At 49.1% G+C, this 17470-nt stretch carries 9 protein-coding genes and 1 other annotated feature (1 of these 10 running past the window's edge); of the genes, 8 read left to right on the top strand and 1 reads right to left on the bottom strand.

The genetic code is table 11. The annotated features are described in order from the left end of the window. Window positions 1–216 (bottom strand) — a binding site (T-box leader) (it extends 22 nt beyond the left edge of the window). Between the two features lie 492 nt (window positions 217–708). The 7 genes from AR543_RS16010 (at window position 709) to AR543_RS15985 (ending at window position 15688) form a co-directional block, all read left to right on the top strand. Further along, window positions 709–4176, top strand: a complete 3468-nt coding sequence (locus AR543_RS16010) for a chitobiase/beta-hexosaminidase C-terminal domain-containing protein (RefSeq protein ID WP_060535451.1) — start codon at window positions 709–711, stop codon at window positions 4174–4176. Window positions 4177–4346: 170 nt separating this feature from the next. Next, complete coding sequence (locus AR543_RS16005) at window positions 4347–7175, top strand: glycoside hydrolase family 2 protein (RefSeq protein WP_060535450.1); 2829 nt, start codon at window positions 4347–4349, stop codon at window positions 7173–7175. A 57-nt stretch (window positions 7176–7232) separates the two neighbouring features. Continuing rightward, window positions 7233–10655, top strand: coding sequence for a glycosyl hydrolase (locus AR543_RS16000; protein WP_060535449.1), 3423 nt, complete (start codon window positions 7233–7235; stop codon window positions 10653–10655). A 144-nt stretch (window positions 10656–10799) separates the two neighbouring features. Next, complete coding sequence (locus AR543_RS15995; protein ID WP_227871762.1) at window positions 10800–11969, top strand: glycoside hydrolase family 140 protein; 1170 nt, start codon at window positions 10800–10802, stop codon at window positions 11967–11969. A gap of 2 nt (window positions 11970–11971) precedes the next feature. After that, window positions 11972–12142: a putative collagen-binding domain-containing protein gene (locus AR543_RS24730; protein WP_335582697.1), complete on the top strand. Its 171-nt coding sequence runs from the start codon at window positions 11972–11974 to the stop codon at window positions 12140–12142. Between the two features lie 7 nt (window positions 12143–12149). After that, window positions 12150–13796 (top strand): response regulator transcription factor, encoded by a 1647-nt coding sequence (locus AR543_RS15990; RefSeq protein ID WP_060535448.1) that lies wholly within the window; start codon window positions 12150–12152, stop codon window positions 13794–13796. Then, a complete protein-coding gene (locus tag AR543_RS15985) occupies window positions 13793–15688 on the top strand; it encodes a cache domain-containing sensor histidine kinase (protein WP_060535447.1) in 1896 nt (631 codons plus the stop codon). Before AR543_RS15990 ends, AR543_RS15985 begins: the two co-directional genes overlap by 4 nt. Here AR543_RS15985 and AR543_RS15980 read toward each other — a convergent pair. Beyond that, window positions 15670–16254, bottom strand: coding sequence for a TetR/AcrR family transcriptional regulator (locus AR543_RS15980; RefSeq protein WP_060535446.1), 585 nt, complete (start codon window positions 16252–16254; stop codon window positions 15670–15672). The two genes, AR543_RS15985 and AR543_RS15980, sit on opposite strands and share 19 nt — an antisense overlap. 254 nt (window positions 16255–16508) lie before the next feature. Between AR543_RS15980 and AR543_RS15975 the strand changes: the two genes are divergently transcribed. After that, the gene (locus tag AR543_RS15975) at window positions 16509–17270 is read left to right on the top strand and encodes an SDR family oxidoreductase (protein ID WP_227871899.1); all 762 of its coding nucleotides are present in this window, start codon (window positions 16509–16511) and stop codon (window positions 17268–17270) included. The last annotated feature ends 200 nt before the right edge of the window (window positions 17271–17470 follow it).

Genomic DNA, 17470 nt, shown 5'->3' with positions numbered 1-17470 from the left:
GTTACCACCCTGGTTCCGCTTTATGACAAAGCGGCACTCTGCAACGTATCTATCAATACGTGTTCCCGTTAACGCTGGAAATGCGGCAGCACCTACTGTAATGTTCAGCCTGCTTCTCGGGGATGGCTTCGGCTATATCCTGAACGTTGGCTTGCACCTTATCCAACTCTCTGTAGATCAGAATCATAACGTACTCTTTCCCGTCACGGAATGTATATATGCATCTATAAAACCAAAAGGTTTATGTTCAATCATGTATATTCAGAAACACCGGAGATTGCTCCGGGAGGTCTGTTTATTTCGACCGGTCAAAATCGTAGGCTCATTATAATCCGGTTTTTGGCGGATTGCAATAGGCTAATTTTGGCGAAGTATAACCGGCAGAGGATAAAACGACCGGAAAATATGGTTACACAGCATGTTTGATATTTGTTCAAGTATTTCTTTATTTTGTTCAATGATACTCAAAAACGCGTGTTGGTATTTCTGTATATTATTCAATATATTCTGTGGATTCTTCAATTTGTAAGCGCTATCTTTAACCTATGATGAAGAAGTATTCAGTTCTATTGTTACCCGGTTGTTGCGGCATGGCAAAGTAGTATAACTGCTCCCATAACATAACCAACATCACAGAGTAGCTATTCCGTTACACGATGCCAAAACAAGGACGTACTTAATATCCTTATACGAAAAGGAGAGGAAGGAATGAACAAAAAAGCGAGGTCGGCATTCAGCATTATGGGCACGTCCATTTTATTGCTTTCGCTTATTCTGCCTTCAGTAAGTGCACCATCCCAAGCAAAGGCGGCGGAGCCAACGGCAGCGACTGCAGTGACACGTACGATCAGTATTGATCCGGACAAGGTTACGCATTCGGATTTTCTGGGAGTTGGAGTCAATATCATTCCGACAAACACAATGGATCTGGGGGCCCGATACGGATACAACGATGCTTACTGGGCTATGGATGTGAATCGGATTCAGAAGATTCAGCCCAAGGTAGCCAGAGTATGGTTCCAGATCGACTGGATGGAGCCGGAAAAAGGGCAGTATACATTTGACAGTCCGAAAATGAAAGAATTCTACAGATACATGGATGCTTTGCAAAGCGCCGGTACAGAAGTGGAATTGAACTTTGGCTGGAAAGTCGGAAAGACGGTTCAGGACTGGTTTAACTTTCCTAACCTGAAAGATCCATATGTAAGCGCCCCAACCGACCTCAACGCTTATGCAGCTTCTGCCTCGGCTGCGCTAAATGAATTGATTAACAAACGTGGTTACGACAATGTAAAATACATGACCTTTTATAACGAATCTAACGGCAGTTGGGACTTTGAAGGTCCGGCAGATCAGAAAGCCTATTTTGCCGAAATGAGCCGCAAAGTAAGTGATCGTCTCAAAGCAGACGGTTTGCGAGACCGTATCGAAATCTGGGGCCCGGAAGAATCCGGTGCGCTAGACTGGATCAGCTACATGAAGCAGAATGCCGATAGCGTTTTTGATGCATATACTTTTCACGTATATGGCACCAGCTATGATGGCCTGAAAAGTGTAGTCGATCAGCGAACAAGTATAGCCGGGAGCAAGCCGGTTGTTATGACCGAATTTGGCTGGTCTGCCGACGATGCCAGTGGCTGGGATGCCGGTTTTGCCAACTCCATTATACGCGCAGCGAATGATGGCCTGAAAGGTGCACTGATGTGGCAAATGAACGGAGCTTGGACATCCGATCCCGATGGAGACACGAACGGCACCTACACAATGTGGAGTTCGCTGCCACTCGACCGGATGCCGCGCAAAACTTATTATTCCGCCGGTTTCCTGAACCGCTATATTCCGGAACACAGTGATGTACTTGCTGTAGACACCGGCGGTGCAAGCGATGTACGTGCTGCTGCCTTCAAAGGGCAGGATGGCAATTATACAGTGTTGGTAGAATCCAAAGGCGGCGAAGCCAGAAATCTGAATATTGATTTTGGCGACAATACAATCAACAAAACCTTTTACAAAATGACGTATCGTGACAATGTAAATATTGACGCAAATGCGATACTTCCGCAGGTTGAAAAAGCATTTGCAGCTACACGTTCTTTTACAGATAACGATAGTGATACAGCCTATCATTTCTCTATCTACACTACAGCCAAGCCTCAGACCCAGGTGGAAGTAACGCCGGTAGAGAAGACCGTCACAGGTGCTGGTACGCTGCAGCTGCAGGCTCGTGTAATTGATGCAACCTACAACGGTCAGGCAGCTGTCACCGAAGATACGTATGCGACAGAAAACACGGCCAATACAGATGCTTCCACTACACGGTCGACAGACACAGATGCATCAGAAGCAGCAGCTTTGGGTGAAGTCACAACCCTTGCAGATCAAGCGGACAGTGCAGCGTCACAAGCTTCTGATCGAACGGATTCCGGCGATAGCAGCGTACAAGTAGCAGGTCAATCTGCCGCAATTGCAGATTCTACAGATGTACAAGCCGCTTCATCCGAAAATACCGTTAATGCAGATACCTATGCAGCAGACGACACGCAGCAGTCGCTGGCAGCCGCAGGTGGAGTAACCTGGACGGTACTGGGAACAAATAATGGAACGATCGATGCGAATGGTCTGTACACAGCACCGGATCTGGCTTCCGAGCGAATGATAGCGATCAAGGCCAGCAGCAGTCAGGCGACAGGTGCTTATGGAATAGCACTTATAAAAGTAATTCCTCGCTCTGTTCCAAATCGTGTGGATGCGCCGACATTCAGCCTGAAACCAGGAACTTATGATTCGGCAGAAGCTGTATTTATCGAGACCAAGACACCGGGTGCACAAATCTACTATACGATGGATGGCAGTACACCAACTGCATCATCCAGTTTGTATAAATACGGTGCAATTCTGCCAAATGGCGGCAACCGGATGCTCAAGGCGATAGCGATCAAGCCGGGACTTGATAACTCCGGTATTACCGCTGCCCTGTATAAAACAAAAGATGTAGCTATGGGACCGGATGGTTACGAGTTCTGTATGTACGAAGGCAAAGTGTGCGACTTCAAAGGTAAAGCAATGGTGGCTTATGGAGCCGATGGTATCTTCAAATATAAAACATTTACAGATGGTATAGAGTGTACGGATGAGTCTTTTGGCGGTGATCCTGCGCCAGGCTCTGCCAAACGCTGCTTCTTCACCAATACGATTCCGGATGAGACACCGGTCGTGACTATTTTTAATGCAGGCTTTGAAAAGCCGGGCACAGAAACGACACGTACCGGACCCTTTACAAATGGGTGGACATTCGATTCCCGTTCAGGAGTATCTGCCAACGGCAGCCAGCTGGTGAGCAAAGATATCAAAGCACCGCAGGGACTGCAGGTCGGTTATCTGAAAACAGATGGCGGCGTGAACGGAACGATCAGTCAACAGATGAATTTTCCGGCAGGTACGTACGAATTGAGCTTTGATCTGGCGACACGTTCCGGTTATGGCATACAGACGTTCGATGTGTACATGGATAACCAGAAAATCAGCTCGCACACAGCCGATTCAGTTAATTTTCAGAAAGTGACGACCCGTCCATTCACGGTTACCAGCGGCAAGCATACTGTCAAATTTATTGCGACTTCGGCAGATCCTGCACTGCCCAAGCTGGATCGTACCGCATTTTTGGACAGTCTCTTTATCCGCCCGGCCAATAGTCTGCCCGCTCAATTGAAAAATGGTGGCTTTGAGACTCCGGTCATTGCAGCCGACAGCAAAGCCAAAACCAAGCCTGGACCCTTCACCAGTGACTGGGTATTTGACAGCCGCTCCGGTGTGCAGGGCAACAACAGCGTACTGGGCAGTGTGACTATACCGGAAGGGGCACAAAGTGCCTATCTGAAAACCGATAATGGCGTCAACGGAACGATTACACAAAAGCTGAAATTCCCGCAAGGTTCCTATACACTCAGCTTCAAGGCAGCCCAGCGCACCAATCTGCGGGGAACCCAGAAGTTCAATGTGATGCTGGATAATCAGGTACTCGGCAGTTATACACCGGCTTCTGGCGCATACGAAGCCTTTACAATCAGTCCGTTCACCGTGACAGCAGGCGAGCATACGATCCAATTTGTAGCAACGTCTACAACCGGCGATAATACGGCATTTATTGATGACGTGAAGCTGGCTCCTGTTCAATAAATATTCTGAAAATAAGGCAAAACAGAGCCGACGCATCTATGGATCGGCTCTGTTTTGCTGAAAGGAGGATACTAGCCTATTTACACGCTCTGTACAGAAATAAAAGCAAAAAATGATAATGTCTATACCCTGATGTACCCAAATACTTACATGTAGAAGGAGAGGATCTGATGAATACCAGACAGCTGCTCAGCAAGGATAGACTGGATCGGCAAAGCTTTGAAGCACGATATACACCGTGGGATCAGCCGGTACAGCAGCTGGAGACACATACTGCGGATATACGGCAAAGTACCAATCATTGGCAAAAAGTAACCGGTTCACTAAATACTGCGCCGCACATGCTGCTGGATGGTGTATGGGAAATGATAGAAGGCGGAGCAGATGAGCTGCGTTTACAGGAGAACTGGGGAGAGACTATTCCTGTTCATGTACCCGGTAGTATTCATCAGGCGCTGGTAGATGCGGGTATTATGGATGATCCGGCTTTTGGCGAGAATGCAGATATTGCCAAAGAGTACAGTCACAAGACCTGGTGGTATCGCTGCACATTCATACTGGACCCCGCCCGGAACTGGCAGCAACCCAAGCTGAATTTTGCCGGAGTATCGCCAGCCTGTGAGGTGTGGCTGAACGGTCATTCGCTTGGTTATCATAATGGTGCATTTGGCGGGCCTGCCTACGATATAAGCTCTCTGGTTCAGGAGCAAAATACATTGATTGTCAAAGTCCATCCGGCACCGCTTGGCAATGAATGGAATGTCTGGCATTCCACTGTCGTCTTCAATTGCAATTATGGCTGGCACTATGTAAATTTGCCGGCAGTTGGCATCTGGCAAAGTGTCCGGATTGAAGGTGAACCGACAGTGTCCATTGGTGATCCCTATATTGCGGCCCTGAATGAAGAAAATGCAGCGGCAGGCAGACTCAATCTGTCGCTGACCCTGACCAGTTCATCAGCAGACGGATCGGGTACGCTGCATGGTGTGATCGAACCGGATAATTTTGCAGGTGAAGGGGTAGTATTCAGTCGGGAGATTTCGGCAGATGAAGTGGCTGCTGGCGAAGGACATCTGCATTTTCAGCTGCAGATGCCGAATCACCGGCTGTGGTGGCCTATAGATATGGGAGAGCAGTCTCTCTACCGGCTGAAGCTGGTATATATTCCAGGGCCTACCGAACAGGCAGAAGCGTTACAGACGGGTACCGATCCGGTCAAGACTACCGCAGCACTGGCGGATATAAGGGAGCTGACATTTGGCATTCGTGATATCCGCATGGACCCACTGCCTCAGGGACAGCAGCCCGAGATGTATAACTGGACATTTACAGTAAACGGACAGCCGTTTTTTGCCAAGGGAACCGGTTGGTGCACGATGGATGCGTTAATGGATTTTCGCCGGGAAAAGTATGAGCACTTCCTTTCTCTGACGGCGGAGCAGCATGTGAACTTTATGCGTGCATGGGGAGGCGGAATTCCGGAGACAGATGACTTCTATGATCTGTGTGATCGTCTGGGTATTCTCATTATGCAGGAATGGCCGACCTGCTGGGGCAGTCATGCCAACCAGCCCTATGATGCGCTGGAGGAGACAGTGATTGTGAATACACTGCGTCTGCGTAATCATCCGTCGCTGATCATGTGGGGCGGAGGCAATGAGACGAGCAGTGAGCTGGAGCATGAATCTATGCAGATGATGGGACGCTGCAGTGTGGAACTGGATAGTACACGTCCGTTTCACCGTACCGATCCGCTCGGTGGCAGTACACATGATCATATTGTCTGGAATGGCTGGACTCCCGCTTATAGCTTTGACTATTATGCAGGACTGGATGATATTATGCTAAGCGAATTTGGTCTGGCATCATCGCCTAATATGGAGTCGGTGAAGCGATATTTGCCGGAAGCAGAACGCACAGTATGGCCACCGGAACCGGGCAAAAGCTTTTATCACCATTTGCCGGCATTTGATACCCGGGATGAGATGCGGATTCTGTCGGAGTTCGCGGATTCGTTTGTGCCATGCGATTCGCTGGAGAACTTTGTAATCGGTACCCAGATGGCCCAGGTCGTATCGCTGCGACATAAGATGGAGCGTTCACGCTGCCACTGGCCCGAGCAAATTGGTGTCGTGACATACAAGCTGAATGATGTATATCCAGGTGTATCCTGGGCAACCATTGACTGGTATGGTGCACCCAAGATGTCGCATTATTTTACAGCAGATGCGTATGCACCACTGATGCTTTCCGTTGTGTTCGACAAGCTGAACAGTCCGGATCAGCAGCAGTCGCTGCCGGTGTATCTACTGGACGACCAAGAGCAGCTGACCGGAGAATGGACAGCAGGCGTACGAATGTATGATGCGAATCTGGAAGTGATGCTGTCGGAGTCCTGGCAGGACAGTGATGCTCATGGGCAGGTGCGCAGACTGGGACAAATCGATGTTCCGGCGTATCCACTGGAACAGGCACCGCTGCTGGTAGTCGCAGAGATTGTGCAGGCAGGCCATGTGCTGAATCGTACCTTTTACTGGATAAATTTCGATGCCCGGCAGGGTGTATTGATGCATCTGCCCAAGACAGAGCTGGAGCTGCATATTCAGACGGATCGGAAAAAGAATCAGATGGAGCAGGCGGAAGCGGGATTACAAGACATGAAGCAGCAAATAGAAGCAGAACCGCATAAATTGAAGCATCAGGTGCAGCAGATTGGATCTGAACCAATCGTCATTCCCAATGAACAAAGTGATCGAATCGGAAGTCAGAATCGCTATCCGTATCAGGTGACAATTACCAATCCGGGCAATTATCCGGCTGTCGCGGTAGAGCTGTATCAGGCTGTAGATTATCATTCAGTCTTACAGCAAGACGAGTATCGTAATCAATCTTCATTTATGGCGGAGGATAATTTTATCTGGCTGGACAGCGGTGAGAGTCGTACATTACAGGTCAGCAGTATCCGGGATATAGCTATACGGGCATGGAACAGCCGTTAACCATCAATCGATCAGGCTATTTGCCAAATGATTCGTACAGGAAAGGCGGGGATATTCATGAATCAATCCAGACAACAATCGATGAGCAGCACTTTCGGCCATAATCAAGATACCGATCCGGGGCGGCTGCATCAGCCTATTCAGCAGCCGTTATCCAATGTATACTCCGCTGCAGATGATCAGAGTATAGACAGATCGCGGCAGGAACAGCCTGCGGAACGATCCGCGGAATCGATTTTTAGCCAGCTGGTTGATCCGCCAGCCGTGTACAGGGCTATTCCATTCTGGTCCTGGAATGGCCGACTTGATCCGCAGGAGATTCGCCGACAGGTGCGTGAGATGAAACAGGCAGGCCTAGGCGGATTCATCATGCATGCCCGTGCTGGACTGGAGACACCTTATCTGGGTGAGGAATGGATGGACTGTATTGCTGCCGGTATTGAGGAAGGGCAGCAGCTGGGGATGCAGGTCTGGTGCTATGACGAGAATGGTTGGCCAAGCGGATTTGCTGATGGAGTAGTGCCCCGACTGGGACTGGATTACCAGCAGAAGTGGCTTCGAATAGAAAAAATCGACCGTAACCTGGTACATCCTATCGATCCGGACAAAGCTATATACCAAACAGACGATCCGGAAAGTAGCGGCTCTGAACGGCTCGGACTTAGAGAACAGCAGGCAGCAGAGGACGACTGTCATACGATTGCTTTTTACAGGTATCAGAATGGACGTTATGTACAGGTACCGCATGACCAGCAGGATATAGCCGAACTGCGTTTGTATTATGAAGTGAATCCGTATTATATCGATACGCTGGATGCCAAGGTCGTAGAAGCATTTATCGAATCCACCTATGAGCAATATGCCGACCGGTTTGCAGCACATTTTGGCCAGTCGGTATACGGTATATTTACCGATGAACCACAGTATGGTCGTAATCAGATACCATGGTCTTTTACGCTGGAAGAGCAGTTCCGTCAGACATATGACGCTGAGCTGCTCGATATACTGCCGCTGCTGTTTCTGGAAAAGGAAGATTATCCAGCGGCACGATACCATTTCTGGGAGCTGGTTACCCGATTATTCTCGGAGTCGTTTATGAAGCAGATTGGCGACTGGTGCGAAAAACACCAGCTGCGGCTGACCGGACATGTAGTAAGTGAAGATCATCTGACTGCGCAGACCGGAGCGGTAGGTGATGCCATGGCCTCCTATGCGTATATGCAGACACCAGGAATCGATTGGCTGGGCAGATTCACCAGCAATCCGCTTACGCCAAAACAGGCCGGCTCGGTCGCCCGGCAGCTGGGACAAAAGTTCGTTCTGTCCGAGACATTTGGCTGTAGCGGCTGGAATGTATCTTTTGCCGATCTGAAATGGATTGCCGAATGGCAGTATGTGCATGGTATTAATCTGATGTGTCAGCATCTGGAAGGATACAGTCTGCGCGGTATCCGCAAGCGTGATTATCCGCCGTCCCTTTATTATCAGCAGCCCTGGTGGGAGCAGTACAGCCGATTCAATGATTATTTTGGACGGTTATCGATGTTATTGGCAGAGAGCCGGCAGCATGCGGATCTGTTACTGCTGCATCCGATTCGTTCTTCGTGGATTGCCTACAACAATCGTACGTATGACTGGGGGGAGCAGATTCATCAGGATTTTGTGCAGATCAGTGAATGGCTGGGCGCTATGCAGTACAGTCATGATTATGGATCAGAGAGTATTATTGCGAATCATGGACAAGTGCGGGGAGACCGGTTCGTGATTGGTCAGGCGGCTTATTCGGTCGTTATCCTGCCACCCATGCTGACAATAGCAGCGCATACGCTGGAACTGCTGCTGGAATTGCTTCGCCAGGGAGGTCGGATCATTGCTCTGGGTACACTGCCGACCCTGGTAAATGGACATCATGATAAACGATTGGCCGAACTGGAAGCCGGTATCTCCTGTCTGGACTTGAACCGTGAATCTCTGGCAGCATATCTGGATCATAACCTCCAGCCAGGCATCACTATTCGTCATCTTGATCGTGTATCGCATAGTCAGCCTGCTCATCTGCAGTTGGCTCCGGAATCGGTCGCAGCAGATGATATACCGATTCGGAGCCAGGTAAGTGCACTGGGACAATACACGCTGTATTATCTGGTCAATACAGACCGGATATGCAGCTATAATACCGAGATGATCCTGTCCGGATCTGGAAAATGGGAGCAGATCAATCTGGAAAATGGACAAATGATACCGCTCACCGATTATTCTGAATATGACAATGTCCAAGCAGACAGAGAGAGCAAGTTCCGCGGTGTCAAAGGAACACTCATCCAGCTTTCTTTTGCCCCGGCACAGTCCTATATGCTGCGGCTATGTACAGAGTACAGGGAGAATGCAGATGAGCTTCCAGCAGTCACTCGAACCACCGGAACCAATAGGACAACCGCTCATTCAATTATCCGTACAACCGATCAATGGCAACTGAGCCAGAGCGATCTGAACAGCCTGACACTGGATTATTGCCGACTGCGTCTAGAGGACGGCGAATGGTCGGAGAAGCAGCCGATCATTTTTCTGCAGGAGCAGCTGGTACGTCTCGGTTATCCGGTAGAGATTGAGCTGGAATTTATAGTGGAGGCGCAGCCGGGAGATTACCTGAACCGGGAGATGTATCTGATTGTCGAGCAGCCCGAACAGTACAGAATTACCATCAACGATCACATATTGGATCAGCAAGAACGAGGCTGGTGGCGGGATATTGCTTTTCGAAAACTGGATATTGCCGGGTATCTGGGCGCAGGATCGAACCGGATTGTACTGTCACGTCATTTTGCCAACTCTGCCGAGACTTATGCAGCCATAGCCCGGGCCCAGATATTTGAATCCGAGGGCAACAAGCTGTTTTATGACACGGAGATTGAGAGTATCTATCTGCTGGGCGATTTCCATGTGCATAGTGATACGGGATATGTACATGCAGGCAATGGTGAGATCTATACGGATGGGCATTTCCGGCTGCAGAAGCCGGTATCCGTGGTGCAGACAGGGGATTTGACGACGCAGGGGCTGAATTTTTATGCAGGTAATGTTCAGCTATCCCAGCAGGTGGTCATACCGAAGCTGGACGTCGGGCAGTGTGCCTGGTTCCGCTTGGAACGACCGGATGCGGTACTGTCGCGGCTGTGGCTGAATGGACAGGAAGTGCATACCTTTATGTGGGCGCCCTATAAAATAGAGGTTACTGATTATCTCCATGCTGGCGACAATGAATTGACGATTGAACTGCTGTCCAGCTGCCGCAATCTGCTCGGCCCCCATCATCATATTCGCGGCGAGCTGACCATGGTAGGACCCGACAGTTTTACAGATACACCGGGCTGGACCGATGGCGATCATGCGGAGCCGCATATTTATACCGACCGGTACTGCTTGACTTCGTTTGGATTAAACGGTCATGCGGAGATCGTTATATACACGGAGCGCCGATAGGCTGGATCAGGAATTTTGTACCCTACATGATAGTCAGTATCAGTCACAAATCATAAACCATCATGACAACATAAAAATGCTGAAAATAATCTGCATACCGCTATCGTGCCCCAAAATATCCTAATCCCGAAAGGATGATTCCCTATGACCGCCTATCCGTCTTTGCCACGTCTGCAGATTAGCGCCAATCAGCGATTTCTGATTACCGAGGAAGGGAAGCCTTTTTTCTGGCTGGCGGATACGGCTTGGGAACTGCTGCACCGGCTGGATCGGGCAGACACCGAATATTATCTGCGCACCCGTGCCGCTCAAGGATTCAATGTTATTCAGACTGTTGCACTGGCCGAGCTGAGTGGTCTGCACACGCCCAATGCTTATGGACGGCTGCCTTTGCAAAAAGATGCTGCTGGTCTGCCTGATCCATTGCAGCCGGATCTGGATGGAGAGTACTCCTACTGGCAGCATGTCGATGAAATGATCCGGACCGCTGCGTCACTGGGCATGTACACTGCCCTGCTGCCGACGTGGGGAGACAAATTTCATCAAATGTGGGGCAATGGACCGGAGATTTTTACGCCGGATAATGCTTTTATGTATGGCAAATGGCTGGGTGAACGTTATCGGGACGTTCCCTCGTTGATCTGGGTGCTGGGCGGAGATCGTCCGCTGCAGACACGCCGTCACTTCGAGATTATCCAGCAGATGGCGCTTGGTATCAGGGAAGGGGATGAGGGTGGACATCTAATGACCTTTCACCCCAAAGGCGGAGTCTCCTCATCGCTATATGTGCATGAAGAGACATGGCTGGACTTTAATATGGTTCAATCCAGTCATGGTGCCGGAATACGCAATAATTATCGTCTGATCCAGACCGATTATCAGCTTCATCCGGTCAAGCCGACACTGGATGCCGAGCCGTGTTACGAAGATATTCCGATTGATTTCAATCCCGATAATGGATACTTTGACGAAGTCGATGTGCGGCAGGCTGCTTATTATGCGGTATGTAGCGGCGCAGCAGGTCATACGTATGGTCATCATTCGGTCTGGGCAATGGCAGACGGGGTATACAGCTCGGTCGATATGGAGCAGTCGGGAGCTTTTTTTATTATGCCCTGGAAAGAAGCGCTGCATCGCCCGGGAGCAGGCCAGATGCAGCATCTTCGTCAGCTGATGACAGGTGTGGACAGTCTGACTGCGCAACCTGCCGGACATCTGCTGGAAGAGCCTTTGTCGGGAGCGAATACGCCAGCAGCCATTCAAGGCAAAAATTACATATTCATCTACTCCCCCAGGGTCTGTATGTTAAAGTAAGATTGGGAGCGCTTCCCGGCGCCGAGTTGACTGCCCGCTGGTATTGTCCACGTACCGGAAAATATCAGGATGTGCAGCAGATCGATAATACCGGTACCCGATTATTCAACGCCCCTTCCAGTGGCAGGGGCAGGGACTGGGTATTGTGCCTATACTCTGGAATCAAGGAGTGACCTATAGATGTATACAGTGATGATTGTAGAGGATGAGATGCTGGTACGGATCGGACTCAAAAATTCGGTCGACTGGAATAAATTCAATATGAAAGTGATTGCCGACCTGCCGGATGGACAGAGTGCATGGGACAGCTACAAGCAGGAGAAGCCTGACCTGATTATCACTGATATACGCATGCCCCGAATGGATGGTATGGAGCTGATTTCCCGGATCAGGGAAGAGGACAAGCAGACCCGGATTGTAGTACTGTCCTGTCTGGAAGAATTCGATCTGGCACGCCGGGCCATGTCGCTCGGTGTATCCGGTTATATTCTCAAACTGACGATGACCGAAGAAGAAATCGAGACGGTACTATCGGGTATTCAGCATGAATGGAATGAACAGCAGACAGCAACAAGTGAACGTACCGGCGGATCGCTGCTGCCCGCCAATCTGGAGCTGATCAAGGAGAAATTTCTCAAGGATTTTCTGCTGTACGGCATTTATTCCGCCGAGGAGTGGGAACGGTTTGTCGTACAAAGCGAGATGCGGCTGTCGCCGGTGAGAATCGTTGCCTGTACGATTGAAGTTGATAATTACTCACGACTCAAGCAGAAATTCAAGGATGAGCACGGACATCTGATCAAAATGACACTGCTTAATATTCTGAATGAGATTACATCGTCTGTAAAACGGGGCGAAGGTTTTTATGTGGATGAGACGCATTATTTGCTGCTGCTGAGCTTTGAGGATATATTGTCCGAGCAGGCGATTCGCCAGCAGATTGCCCATATTCTTCAGCGGCTGCAGGAAGTGATTCGTACGTATTTCAGCAGCTCGGTATCGGTTGGCATCAGCCAAATTGGTAGCGCATACAAAAGTCTGCCGGTATTATATCATGAGTCGTGCCAGGTGCTGAGCCACAAATTCTGGACCGGTACCGGACTCCATCATGTTCGCGGCGAGCAGATTAATCTGCTTGCTATCGAGAGCCAGCTGGAGCGTATCCGTCAGTATGCTCCTGTGAGAGAGCTGCTGTCTCCTTTGCGGCAGGAGCGGTACGAAGATTATATTCGTATTTTGCGCAGCCATCTGCAGGATGATCGAAAATCGATCCAGCATCTGCTGTTCCAGTTTATCCAGTGGGTCAGTACCAGTCTGTATGATCATCACCAGAATGAGAAGACGCTGCTGTTCAACATTACCGGTCAGTTGGAGCAGTGTGATACTCTGCCCGAGATGCTGGATCAGGTGACGGAATATCTGTCCGAAGTAGTGGAGTATTCCCGGAATCTGCTGTATATGAGTAATGAAATCGCTAGAGCACTTCAGTATATTAAGCAAAATTACGCGCAGAATATCAGTCTTCAGCAAGTCGCCGATCATGTGAATCTGAGCTTTGGTTATCTGAGTAATCTGTTCAAAAAGGAACTGCAGATTACGTTTATCGATTATTTGAACCGGTACCGAATCGAACGAGCCAAAGAGCTGCTGATCGGTACCAATCTCAAATCGTATGATATCGCTGTACAGGTAGGATTCTCTCCGGAGTATACGTATTTCAGCAAAGTATTCAAAAAGGTCACCGGACTGAATCCCAATGAATATCGCAGACAGTGGCTCAGCAGTGCAGGCGCAGGTGGTGGAACAGGAGCGAGTCAGAGCCTATGAGAGGATGGCGTCGTTCCGGCAAGACCGGCAAAATTCAGCATCTGGGTACCCAGCTGATCGTCTTTTTTATGGCGGTCAGCATTATTGTGTTTTCTCTGGCGACGTACCTGCTCTATACATTCATGCTTGGATTGATCAAAGAACAAAACGAGAAGCTGCTGTATCAGCAGTTCCAGCAGATTGATCATAATATTCACAATCTGATCAGTGATGTGGACCGGTTATCCAAGCTGTTCCTGCTCGATAACAATGTGCAGAGCTATATCCAGAGCAACGATACCCGTTCCCAGCTGGAGAATATTGATTTGAAAAAAGATATTTATGGACGTATCGCCAACTTTATTAGCAATTACAGCTATATTCACTCTATCTATATCATTTCGGATGCGAATGGCGCACTGGGTGGAGATGCCACGCGGACGCTCGTACATTCCGACCGTGCCTGGACAGACAGCTTTTTCCAGTCGGAGGGTTATGAACGGGCCAAGCAGTCTTTTCCCAATCTGACGGTAGAGGGCGGCATGACGGAGTCTTATTATAATCCGTATATTAACGGCGAACAGGATGGCAGGCTGATCAGCCTGATCCGGGGCGTACGTGCACTGTATGATTCACAGACCAGTGCAACGCTGATCTTCAATATGGATGAGCAGTATCTAGCGTCGACCTATTCGGCTTCGCTGGATATGGCGGAAGGCAATATGTATATCGTCAATGCAGACGGACAGATTATATCGGGCAGCAGCCCGGACAGTGTGGGTCAGCAGAGTCCTTATCTGCCTCCGGCTCATGAGACAGCTGCATTCGGTAGCTATGATGCGGTCAAGAATGGTGACCCGATTCAGATTGTCTATTACAAGCTGCAGGACAGCGATTGGTATATGATGCGCGAAGTGCCACTTGGTCTGTTTTCCCAGCAGATCTTCTCGGTACAGCGGATTATGCTGCTGGTATTCGGTCTCAGTATCCTGGTGATTTTCGGCGTATCGTATTTCTCGCTGCGCCGCATGATCCGTCCACTGCATCTGCTGGCCCACAAGATGCGCGATGTGAGCAAAGGCGATCTGGGAGTCACGTTTACCGATATTCCCAACAATGAGTTCGGCACCGTCATGCGCAGGTTCAACGAAATGTCGCTCAGTATCGTCGAGCTGCTGCGTCATAACAATGAGATTCAGGAGAACAAGCGCAAGCTGGAGATCGAAGCGCTGCAGTATCAGATTAATCCGCATTTCCTATATAACACACTCAATATGATCCGCTGGATGGCCTCCATGGTCAAAGCAGACAATATCGTCAACAGTGTGGTTGCTTTGGGCAATATACTGCGTCCGGTTTTTGCCAGCAAGGACAGCATGTGTACCCTGCGCGATGAACTGAATTATCTGGAAAATTATATCAAGATCATTAATTTCCGCTTCAATAGCACGATCCAATTCGAATTCGATGTGGAGCCGGATATGCTCAATTACCGGATTCCCCGCTTTATTTTGCAGCCGGTTATCGAGAATTCGATCAAGTTCGGCAGGGAAGAAGGGGAGGGGATCGAGATCAGTATCGAGGTGCATGAAGATGGACAGGATCTCTGGATTTCGGTAATCGATTCGGGCACAGGCTTTGATCCACAGAGGCGCGAGCAGCTCAATGCCCGGCTGGCTGCCGGTGAGAGCTATGAACCGACCCATCAGAGTCATCCTGATCGTCCGGAAGCGGATACCGGTACAGGAGTGGGACTGTATAATGTGAACAAGCGGATTCAGCTTTATTTTGGTCAGGATTACGGTCTACACGTGCCGCAGGTACCTATGGGCGCGGAAGTCACTATTCGACTACCGAAAATGGTAGAATCTCCTCAGCAGGACAGATTGGACGACTATCGTCCTGCCGAATAATTGACGATTAACAGCAATTGCTCGGCCATATAATCCGGTGAAGCTTCAAATTCATGCTGCGCCCAGTTCATAATCAATCCCCAGATTGCGTACGCCTGATAGCTGGCGAACAGTTCGGGATGGATCGAACTGGGCTGCTTATTGTCTGCATAAGGAGAAGAACTGACCTGATTCATTCCCTGGAGACAGAGACGCTGCAGCTGACTGCATATACGCTGCTGGAAGCCCGACATGGAATGCGAATGAATAATGAGCCGGTAAAAGCTGCGATGTGCAGCTACATGGTCAAAAATAGTAATAGCTGAAGATACCAGTTCACTCACATCCAGATAATTATTGCCTCCATAAGGTTCCATATAAGAATCAGTCAGATCCTGAAGTACCCCTTCGATCAATTCATCCAGCAGATCTTCCTTGTACATATAGTGTTTGTAAAAGGTACCACGGTTCACGTCTGCTGCGTTGACAATATCGGTGATCGTTATAGCACGAAAATCTTGCTGTTCCAGTAATTGCAGCAGGGCCTGGTGAAAAGCCTGCTTGGTTTTACGAATACGACGATCCATAAGGGATGCTCCTTTCAACAAATGCAAAGTTCGGTACAGCCTGAGGAGAACGAAAATATGGATTCATAATACACAACCAAAGAAAAGCTGCATAAAATAGTAAACAGATCGGCGCTGCTTTGTTGATTAACCAACAGGGAAGCGCCGTTTTACTGATTGAGGCGATACAGATGTGTTTGTATCATATTCATAAGGATGTTGGTTAGTCAACAATTGTTCATTTATAGGATTGGATTAACGAATGAGGAGGAAACATAATGAGACTGGAAAATAAAGTAGCTGTTATTACAGGTGCCGCTTCGGGAATGGGGAAAGCTTCCGCCATTCTGTTCGCCAAAGAAGGTGCCAAAGTGGTCGTATCCGATCTTCGTCAGGATACCGCCCAGCTAACCGTGGACGAGATTGAAGCAGCCGGAGGTACAGCGATTGCGCTTGCGGTAGATGTTACCCGGGAAGAAGATATCCAGCATATGATCGATACCGCAATCAGCACATATGGCACGGTTGATATCCTGGTGAATAATGCAGGCATTATGGATAATTTTGTACCTGCAGAAGATCTGACCGACGAATTGTGGTCGCGCATCTTCGATATCAATACGACCAGCGTTATGCGTTCCACCCGCAAAGTACTGCCTGTTTTCAAGGCAAAAAGCAGTGGCGTAATTATCAATATCGCTTCCAACGGCGGATTGAATGGTTCCCGCGCAGGCGCAGCTTACACTGCTTCCAAGCATGCAGTTGTCGGATTCACACGCAATGTGGGCTTCCAGTATGCGACGCTTGGTATCCGCTGCAATGCGATTGCTCCAGGAGCCGTGAAGACAAATATCAATACAAGTATCACTGCACCGAATCCATTCGGCCAGCAGCAGGCTATGCTGGGCATGGGGCTCAATCCCAAAATAGGTGAACCGGAAGAAGTTGCTGCCGCTGCATTATTCCTTGCTTCGGATGAAGCAAGCTTTATTAACGGTACGGTACTCGTAGCGGATGGTGGATGGAGCGCCTACTGATCATCCGTCTGTTCTGATCCGTATAGAAAAGGTATCCGAACGTACGCTGCATTACCTGAAGAGCACAAAGAAGCACCTTCACCCCTACCATACAGGCTGGAGTTACTCTTCCATTTCGGACGTGTTAAGATGAACGCATAAGCGACGTTTTATAATATGCTTTATCTCGCTATCTGGTGGTTGTATAGTAATCGAATTGG

It is taken from the genome of Paenibacillus bovis, from assembly GCF_001421015.2.
Taxonomy (GTDB): Bacteria; Bacillota; Bacilli; order Paenibacillales; family Paenibacillaceae; genus Saccharibacillus; species Saccharibacillus bovis.
Note: the sequence above shows the minus strand (reverse complement) of the source record. Positions and strands in the feature narration are given on the sequence as shown.